Raw genomic sequence first — 8,142 nt, 5'->3', positions numbered from 1 at the left:
AATGAAAAAAAATGCCCAGTCCGTGGAAGCCTGGCTGGAGGCGATGATCGCCGTGGCGCGTTATTACCGCCTCGATTTTTCCCAGGAGAACGTGCGCGCGACCGTCAACTGGGAGCGCGACAGCAAACGGGAGGAGTTACTCACTGATATGGCGCGGCAGTTGGGGATGGGGCTACGGCTGGTGGAGTTTTCCACTGATTCGCTTAACCCCTGGCGTCTGCCGTTGATCGCGGTGTTTGATAATCAACAGATTGGCGTGATCACCCGCCGCGACAATCACGACAATATCAGCGTTCAGTTCAGCGGTGACGAAGGGCTGGAAACCACATTAAACGTCACGGATATAGAAGACAAAATCGTTGAACTGGCGCTGCTACGACCGCTCAGCGCCATCCCTGATGCGCGGGTGGATGACTATATTCGCCCGTATCAGGCGAACTGGTTCTGGAATCTTTCGCTAAAAGACTGGCGGCGCTATGGCGATATTATGCTGGCCTCGCTGGTGGCGAACGTGCTGGCGCTGGCGGCGATGATTTTCTCGATGCAGGTTTACGACCGCGTCGTTCCGGCGCAATCGTACCCGACGCTATGGGTGCTGTTCGCCGGGGTGATGATGGCGATCCTGTTTGAGTTCTGTATGCGCATGGTGCGCACACACCTTTCCGATGTGATCGGCAAACGGGCGGATCTGCGTATTTCGGATCGCGTGTTTGGTCACGCATTACGGCTGAAAAATAACGTGCGATCGAAATCCACCGGATCGTTTATCTCACAGATCCGCGAACTGGAATCGGTGCGGGAGCTGATCACCTCCACCACCATTGGCGCGGTAGCGGATCTGCCATTCTTCCTGCTGTTTGTTTTTATTCTGTGGATGATCGGCGGCTGGCTGGTGCTGGTGGTTTTGCTGGCGCTGCCGTTGCTGGTGATCCCCGGCCTGCTGGTACAACGCCCGCTGGCGCGGCTGGCGAACGAAGGGATGCGCGAATCGGCAGTGCGCAACGCTACGCTTGTCGAGGCCGTGCAGTCGATTGAAGATATTAAACTGCTGCGTGCTGAACAGCGTTTCCAGAATCAGTGGAATTACACCAACGACGTGGCCTCGTCCATCAGTATGAAGCAACGTTTTCTCACCGGGCTGCTGCTCACCTGGACGCAGGAAGTGCAATCCATCGTCTATGTGGTGGTGCTGTTGGTGGGCTGCTTTATGGTGATGAACGGCGACATGACCACCGGCGCACTGGTGGGGACGACGATTCTGGCTTCGCGCACCATCGCGCCGCTGTCACAGATATCCGGCGTGCTTTCGCGCTGGCAGCAGGCGAAAGTGGCGCGTAACGGGCTTGATGAACTGATGAAGCGCCCGGTGGATCAGCCGGAACACGGCAAACTGGTGCATAAAGCAGTGCTGCACGGCAATTATCAGTTCAGCAACGCGGTGTTTTATTACGACGAAGAAGAGAAGATTGCAGATGTGGCGATCGGCAAACTCAACATTCAGGCCGGAGAGAAAATCGCCATTCTCGGGCGCAACGGCGCGGGTAAATCAACGCTACTGCAAATGCTCGCCGGAATGCGTATCGCCCAGCAGGGGCAGGTGCTGCTGGATAACATCAGCATCGGGCAGCTTGATCCGGCGGATCTGCGCCGTGACATGGGGCTGCTCAGCCAGACCGGGCGACTGTTCTTCGGTTCGCTGCGGGAAAACCTCACCATGGGGATGCCGGAAGCCAGCGATGAAGATATCGAACGCGCGTTAACCCTCAGCGGGGCGCTGCCCTTTGTGCAGAAGCAGAAAAACGGCCTTAACTACATGATTCAGGAAGGGGGATTTGGTCTTTCTGGCGGTCAGCGGCAAACGCTGCTGCTGGCGCGGCTCCTCATCTCTCAACCCAATATCGTGCTGCTTGATGAACCCAGCGCCTCGCTGGATGAAATGGCGGAAGCGTATTTAATTGAACAACTAAAACAGTGGATTGGGCATCGCACGCTGGTCATCGCTACTCACCGCACGGCAATGCTGCAACTGGTTGACAGGATAATCGTGATGGATCAGGGGCGCATTGTGATGGATGGCGCGAAAGAGGCCATTTTGCGTGAACAGGGCGAACCCACGGCGCGACGGGTGGTGTTGCAGGAGAAGAATAAGGGGTCTGCCGCATGAACGGACAACTGCAATACAACCGGGGCCTGACTGAACCCCGTCTGCCACGTTCGGCGCTGGCGGTGCGCGTTACCGCTGTGATGCTGCTCTGTTTTCTCGGCTGGGCGTGGTATTTCCAGCTTGATGAAGTCACTACCGGCAGCGGCACGGTAGAACCTTCCGGACGCGAACAGGTGGTGCAGTCGCTGGAAGGCGGGATTTTGTATCATCTCGACGTGAAGGTTGGCGATATTGTCGAACAGGGGCAGCCGCTGGCGCAGCTTAACCGCACCAAAACGGAATCCGACGTCCAGGAAGCGATGTCGTGGCTGTATGCGGCGCTGGCAACCTCGGCGCGGCTGCGGGCAGAAGTGAGCAATAAACCGCTGGTCTTCCCTGACGAACTGAATAAATTCCCCGAACTTATCGAGTCGGAAACGGCGTTATATAACACTCGCCGCGACGGGTTGAACAAAGCCACCACCGGGCTGACGCAGGGGATTAGCCTGGTCAACCGCGAACTGGCGATGACCCAGCCGCTGGTAAAACAGGGGGCGGCGAGCAGCGTCGAAGTGCTGCGCCTGCAACGTCAGGCCAATGAACTGGAAAACAAACTTAGCGACGTGCGCACGCAATATTACGTTCAGGCGCGCGAAGAGTTAGCGAAAGCCAATGCGGAAGTGGAAACCCAGCGTTCGGTGATCCGCGGGCGGGAAGATTCTCTCACCCGGCTCAACTTTACTGCGCCGGTGCGAGGCATTGTTCAGGACATTGACGTCACCACGGTTGGCGGCGTCATCGCCCCCGGTGGTAAACTTATGACTATCGTGCCGCTGGATGAGCAACTGCTGATCGAGGCAAAAATCTCCCCCCGCGATGTGGCGTTTATCCATCCGGGGCAAAAATCGCTGGTGAAAATAACCGCTTACGATTACTCCATCTACGGCGGCCTGCCAGGAGAAGTGGCGGTGATTTCACCGGATACCGTTCAGGATGAAGTGCGGCGCGATGTTTATTACTATCGGGTGTACATTCGCACTTTCAGCAACCATCTGGAAAATAAACATAAACAGCAGTTTCCGATATTCCCCGGTATGGTGGCGACGGTCGATATCCGCACCGGCAAAAAAAGCGTGCTGGATTATCTGTTGAAACCCTTTAACAAAGCACAGGAGGCGTTGCGCGAACGATGAACATTAGCGATGTAGCAAAAATTACCGGCCTGACCAGCAAAGCCATTCGCTTCTATGAAGAGAAGGGGTTGGTGACACCGCCGATGCGCAGCGAAAACGGTTATCGAACCTACACGCAGCAGCATCTCAACGAACTGACCTTACTGCGCCAGGCGCGCCAGGTGGGCTTTAACCTGGAAGAGAGCGGCGAACTGGTGAATCTGTTTAACGACCCGCAGCGGCATAGCGCCGACGTCAAACGGCGCACGTTGGAGAAGGTGGCGGAGATCGAACGACACATTGAGGAGCTGCAATCCATGCGCAACCAGTTACTGGCGCTGGCGAATGCCTGCCCCGGTGATGACAGCGCCGACTGCCCGATTATCGAAAATCTCTCCGGCTGCTGTCATCATCGGGCGGGGTAATTAAGGCATACGGAAATAGTCGTCCATTATTTTCGTCAACTCCGGACGTTCGCCGTCATCGTTGATGGCAAAATCCAGAAAAAAGGCATCTGCTTGCGGCGTTCGGTTTTGCGCCATCAACCGGAAGGTGAGAGGGCGATAAATGGCGTATGCCGGATGGCTGATAACGAATCGAGCAAAGTCAACAAAAAGCGGCGAGTGTGTGGAAAACAGTGCCTGCAAAATAACATCAGCCTTTTCATCCCCCTCCAAACCTTGTTGGATCATGCGCTTAATACGAGCTTCGCTCAAATTCCCGGCCTCAACAATTTGCCAGGCTTGATCCAGTGAAGGGTACCGGCTGACGCTCTGCTGCAACTCTTCTGACCAGGTTTCGGATGGGCTGATGTGCTTATCAGGGCCGAAACTCTCCCATGCGTTGGGCGGTAATGTTTTCCATTCAGTGAGTTTGGGAACGTGACACAGCAGCTCTGTTTTGTGCAGACATTCCCCGCCAGGAAATACCAGGGTTTGTTGCTCATCATTAAAATGGGTTGCCGTGCTGAGCACCAGTGTTTTGAGCGGTCGCCCTTCCAGCGCGGCGGCTGTTGCTTTATGGTGTCCGTCGAGCAGAACGCAGAGATAGGAATCAGGGAGATACCAGGCCAGAGCGCGGGCGTCCGGTTTATCGCGATAAAACGTCGCACGCTCAGGATTAAAATGTGATGGCGGCTGGCCGGGTAGAAGAAAACAGGGGGCGGTGTCACTGAAATAGCAATATTCAGGATCCCAGACGGCAACGGTCGCCGGATTACTGGCGCTATGGTCCGTTGCCGCCCAAAAGAAATGCCCGTTGCCATCCGTCGGGTAAAGTTCACGATCTTCGAGCAGATAATAGCCATCAGCCATGCATGAGAACAGCGGTGTCAGCGCGGCAAAAGCGTCCGTCATGCCAGACCACGGGCGATTCCAGTTTTCGAGAGCAGACAAAAACCGGGCGGCTCCCTGTTCATCATCCGCAAAACCGCTGTAGACAAATTCCGCACAGGTGGGGCAGCCAGCCTCGGACCAGAAACGTATTAACGGGACATCCTGCCAGCAGAGCGAACGGATAAGCCCATAAGGGTGCGGATCGTAAATCACACATTGACGCAGAAATCCTTTACCTGACTTCACCGAAAAAATGACGCCCGCAGCGTTATTTTTCAGCAGACGTACTTCAGGTTTTCGAAAGGGAAAAAGCATGGCCACTCCTTAGCCGAAAATTCAATTAACCCCCATGTCGAGGGCCACATGCCGGATGCGGCGCGAGCGCCTTATCCGGCATGGGTTTTGGTACAGATTTCCAGGTATGATAAGACGCATCAGGCGATGACCGCACGGATAATCAGCGTTATCCCTTCTATCGCAATCACCTCAACATGCGTACCTGCGCCGAGATCCTCGCTGGCGCTGACAGGCCATGAACTGTCACCGACGCGCATATGACCGCGCCCGTTGACCAGCGGAGATTCCAGCACAAAACGTCGGCCAATAAGCTGCTGCCCGCGCTGGTTTAAATGACTGTCGCTGTGCTTTTGTTCGCGCACCCGCCGCGACAACCATTTCCACCACAGCCAGGCGGCGAGCAGCGTCAGGACGGCAAACATCACCCCTTGCCACTCCCAACCCAGCGGCACCAGCCAGACCACCAGGCCGGTAATCACCGCTGCCACGCCGCTCCACAACAGATAACCATTTCCGCCCAGCATTTCGGCAGCCAGCAGCAACCCGCCGAGACTGAGCCAGAAAATATGTGGGTGAACGACCATTAACTCCATCATGGCTGAGTCCGCTTGTTGGCGCTGTCTTTCACCAGCTCGGCAATCCCGGCTATCGACCCCATCAGGCTGCTGGCCTCTAATGGCATCATCACCACTTTGCTGTTACTGGAAGAACCGATCTGCTGCAACGCTTCGGTGTATTTCTGTGCTACGAAGTAGTTCACTGCCTGAATATCACCAGAGGCGATGGCTTCCGACACCATTTTAGTGGCACGGGCTTCTGCTTCGGCGGAACGTTCACGCGCTTCAGCTTGCAAAAATGCCGACTGACGCTCACCTTCCGCTTTCAGGATTTGCGACTGTTTTTCACCTTCGGCTTTGAGGATTTCCGCCTGACGGATCCCTTCCGCTTCAAGGATGTAAGCGCGTTTGGTACGTTCCGCTTTCATCTGCGCGTTCATCGAAGAGATAAGCTCTGCCGGTGGGCGCACGTCGCGAATTTCAATACGGGTGACTTTAATCCCCCACGGGTTGGTGGCCTCATCGACAATACGCAGCAGGCGTGAGTTGATGCTGTCGCGCTGAGAGAGCATTTCATCAAGTTCCATTGAACCCAACACGGTACGGATGTTAGTCATGGTCAGGTTGATGATCGCCAGCTCCAGATTGCTGACTTCATAAGCCGCGCGCGGGGCATCAATCACCTGAATAAAGCACACGGCGTCGATGGTAACGTTGGCGTTATCTTTCGAGATAACTTCCTGGGAAGGGATATCGAGCACTTGCTCCATCATATTGATCTTGCGACCAATGCGATCCATAAACGGCACCACCAGACTTAGCCCTGGCTGTAACGTTTTGGTATAGCGACCAAAACGTTCTACTGTCCACTGATAGCCCTGTGGCACGATTTTGACGCCCGCGCCAACAATGACCAGCGCGACAAAAATGAGAATCGGGATAAAGATAAGCATCGGAAAAACCTCCTGTTGTACCGTCCATAATCAGCAAAATTGCTGCTTGATTAAACAAATTATACCTGATTACTGAAAGAGAGTTCCCCCTTATTCCTGCGAAGGATAAACTGTTTTTAGTAAAAATCAGAAAAAGGGAACAGCGATGCAGGAAAATAGTCCTTTGCTTCAGCTACAAAACGTAGGATATCTGGCGGGTGATACGAAGATTCTTAATAACATCAATTTTTCGCTACGTGCTGGCGAATTTAAGTTAATTACCGGCCCTTCCGGTTGTGGCAAAAGTACGCTGCTGAAAATTGTTGCTTCATTAATCAGCCCAACCAGCGGAACGTTGCTGTTTGAAGGTGAGGATGTCAGTACACTCAAGCCAGAAATCTACCGCCAGCAAGTATCTTACTGCGCCCAGACGCCGACGCTGTTTGGCGATACGGTATACGATAACCTGATTTTTCCCTGGCAGATCCGTAACCAGCAGCCTGACCCGGCCATTTTTCTCGATTTTCTTGAACGCTTCGCTTTACCGGACAGCATTTTGACGAAGAATATCGCCGAGCTATCTGGTGGTGAAAAACAACGCATCTCATTGATTCGTAACCTGCAATTTATGCCGAAGGTTTTATTGCTCGACGAAATCACCAGTGCGCTGGATGAAAGTAATAAACATAACGTTAATGAGATGATCCACCGTTATGTGCGCGAGCAAAATATTGCCGTGCTGTGGGTGACACACGATAAAGACGAAATTAATCATGCGGATAAAGTGATTACACTGCAACCGCATGCCGGAGAAATGCAGGAAGCACGCTATGAACTCGCATAATATTACTAATGAATCATTAGCACTGGCATTGATGCTGGTGGTGGTGGCAATCTTAATTAGCCATAAAGAAAAACTGGCGCTGGAGAAAGATATTCTCTGGAGCGTCGGGCGCGCGATAATTCAGCTGATTATTGTCGGCTATGTGCTGAAGTATATTTTCAGCGTGGATGATGCCAGCCTGACATTATTGATGGTGTTATTTATCTGCTTTAATGCGGCGTGGAACGCGCAAAAACGCAGTAAATATATTGCTAAAGCTTTTATCTCATCGTTTATTGCCATTACGGTCGGGGCGGGAATTACCCTAGCGGTGCTGATACTCTCAGGGTCGATTGAGTTTATCCCGATGCAAGTGATTCCTATTGCCGGGATGATTGCCGGTAACGCGATGGTCGCGGTAGGGCTGTGTTACAACAATTTAGGGCAACGGGTCATTAGCGAACAACAACAGATTCAGGAGAAACTGAGTCTTGGCGCGACGCCGAAACAGGCTTCAGCGATATTGATTCGCGACAGTATTCGCGCGGCTTTAATTCCGACGGTCGATTCAGCAAAAACGGTTGGCTTAGTGAGTTTACCGGGAATGATGTCCGGGCTGATATTTGCCGGGATTGATCCGGTGAAGGCGATTAAATATCAGATTATGGTGACCTTTATGCTGCTCTCCACCGCCAGCTTGTCGACCATTATTGCCTGCTATTTAACCTATCGTAAGTTTTATAATTCGCGCCACCAGTTGGTGGTGACGCAATTGACGAAGAAATAAATATTGAATTAGCACGGTTTGGTAGGCCGGATAAGGCGTTCACGCCGCATCCGGCGGCTATGCGCGGATGCCTGATGCGACGCTGGCGCGTCTTATC

General features: G+C 53.4%; 8 protein-coding genes. 5 read left to right on the top strand and 3 right to left on the bottom strand.

Annotated features, from left to right (window positions below; genetic code table 11):
* Position 1: 1 nt before the first annotated feature.
* The 3 genes from FQ015_RS22150 to cueR are packed head-to-tail and all read left to right on the top strand — an operon-like array spanning position 2 to position 3,740.
* On the top strand, positions 2-2,164 hold the full coding sequence (locus FQ015_RS22150) for a type I secretion system permease/ATPase (protein ID WP_160524506.1): 2,163 nt from the start codon (positions 2-4) through the stop codon (positions 2,162-2,164).
* On the top strand, positions 2,161-3,336 hold the full coding sequence (locus tag FQ015_RS22145) for an HlyD family type I secretion periplasmic adaptor subunit (RefSeq protein WP_160524505.1): 1,176 nt from the start codon (positions 2,161-2,163) through the stop codon (positions 3,334-3,336). The genes FQ015_RS22150 and FQ015_RS22145 overlap by 4 nt, the downstream gene beginning before the upstream one ends.
* The gene (cueR, locus tag FQ015_RS22140; RefSeq protein ID WP_001026752.1) at positions 3,333-3,740 is read left to right on the top strand and encodes a Cu(I)-responsive transcriptional regulator; all 408 of its coding nucleotides are present in this window, start codon (positions 3,333-3,335) and stop codon (positions 3,738-3,740) included. Before FQ015_RS22145 ends, cueR begins: the two co-directional genes overlap by 4 nt.
* On the opposite strand, the gene FQ015_RS22135 is transcribed toward cueR, so the two are convergent.
* From FQ015_RS22135 to FQ015_RS22125, 3 genes are all read right to left on the bottom strand, one after another.
* A complete protein-coding gene (locus FQ015_RS22135; protein ID WP_160524504.1) occupies positions 3,741-4,964 on the bottom strand; it encodes a hypothetical protein in 1,224 nt (407 codons plus the stop codon).
* Positions 4,965-5,083: 119 nt separating this feature from the next.
* A complete protein-coding gene (locus FQ015_RS22130; RefSeq protein WP_000970331.1) occupies positions 5,084-5,542 on the bottom strand; it encodes an NfeD family protein in 459 nt (152 codons plus the stop codon).
* Entirely contained in the window at positions 5,539-6,456 is a 918-nt protein-coding gene (locus FQ015_RS22125) for an SPFH domain-containing protein (RefSeq protein ID WP_000904502.1), read from the bottom strand. The genes FQ015_RS22130 and FQ015_RS22125 overlap by 4 nt, the downstream gene beginning before the upstream one ends.
* Positions 6,457-6,601: 145 nt before the next feature.
* Here FQ015_RS22125 and fetA point away from each other — a divergent pair, with 145 nt between their 5' ends.
* The gene (fetA, locus tag FQ015_RS22120) at positions 6,602-7,279 is read left to right on the top strand and encodes an iron efflux ABC transporter ATP-binding subunit FetA (RefSeq protein ID WP_001157551.1); all 678 of its coding nucleotides are present in this window, start codon (positions 6,602-6,604) and stop codon (positions 7,277-7,279) included.
* Positions 7,266-8,045: an iron efflux ABC transporter permease subunit FetB gene (gene fetB / locus FQ015_RS22115; RefSeq protein WP_001353389.1), complete on the top strand. Its 780-nt coding sequence runs from the start codon at positions 7,266-7,268 to the stop codon at positions 8,043-8,045. Before fetA ends, fetB begins: the two co-directional genes overlap by 14 nt.
* Positions 8,046-8,142: the final 97 nt, after the last annotated feature.

This window comes from Escherichia sp. HH26CH (assembly GCF_009820205.1).
In the GTDB taxonomy this organism is placed as follows: domain Bacteria; phylum Pseudomonadota; class Gammaproteobacteria; order Enterobacterales; family Enterobacteriaceae; genus Escherichia; species Escherichia coli_F.
Note: the sequence above shows the minus strand (reverse complement) of the source record. Positions and strands in the feature narration are given on the sequence as shown.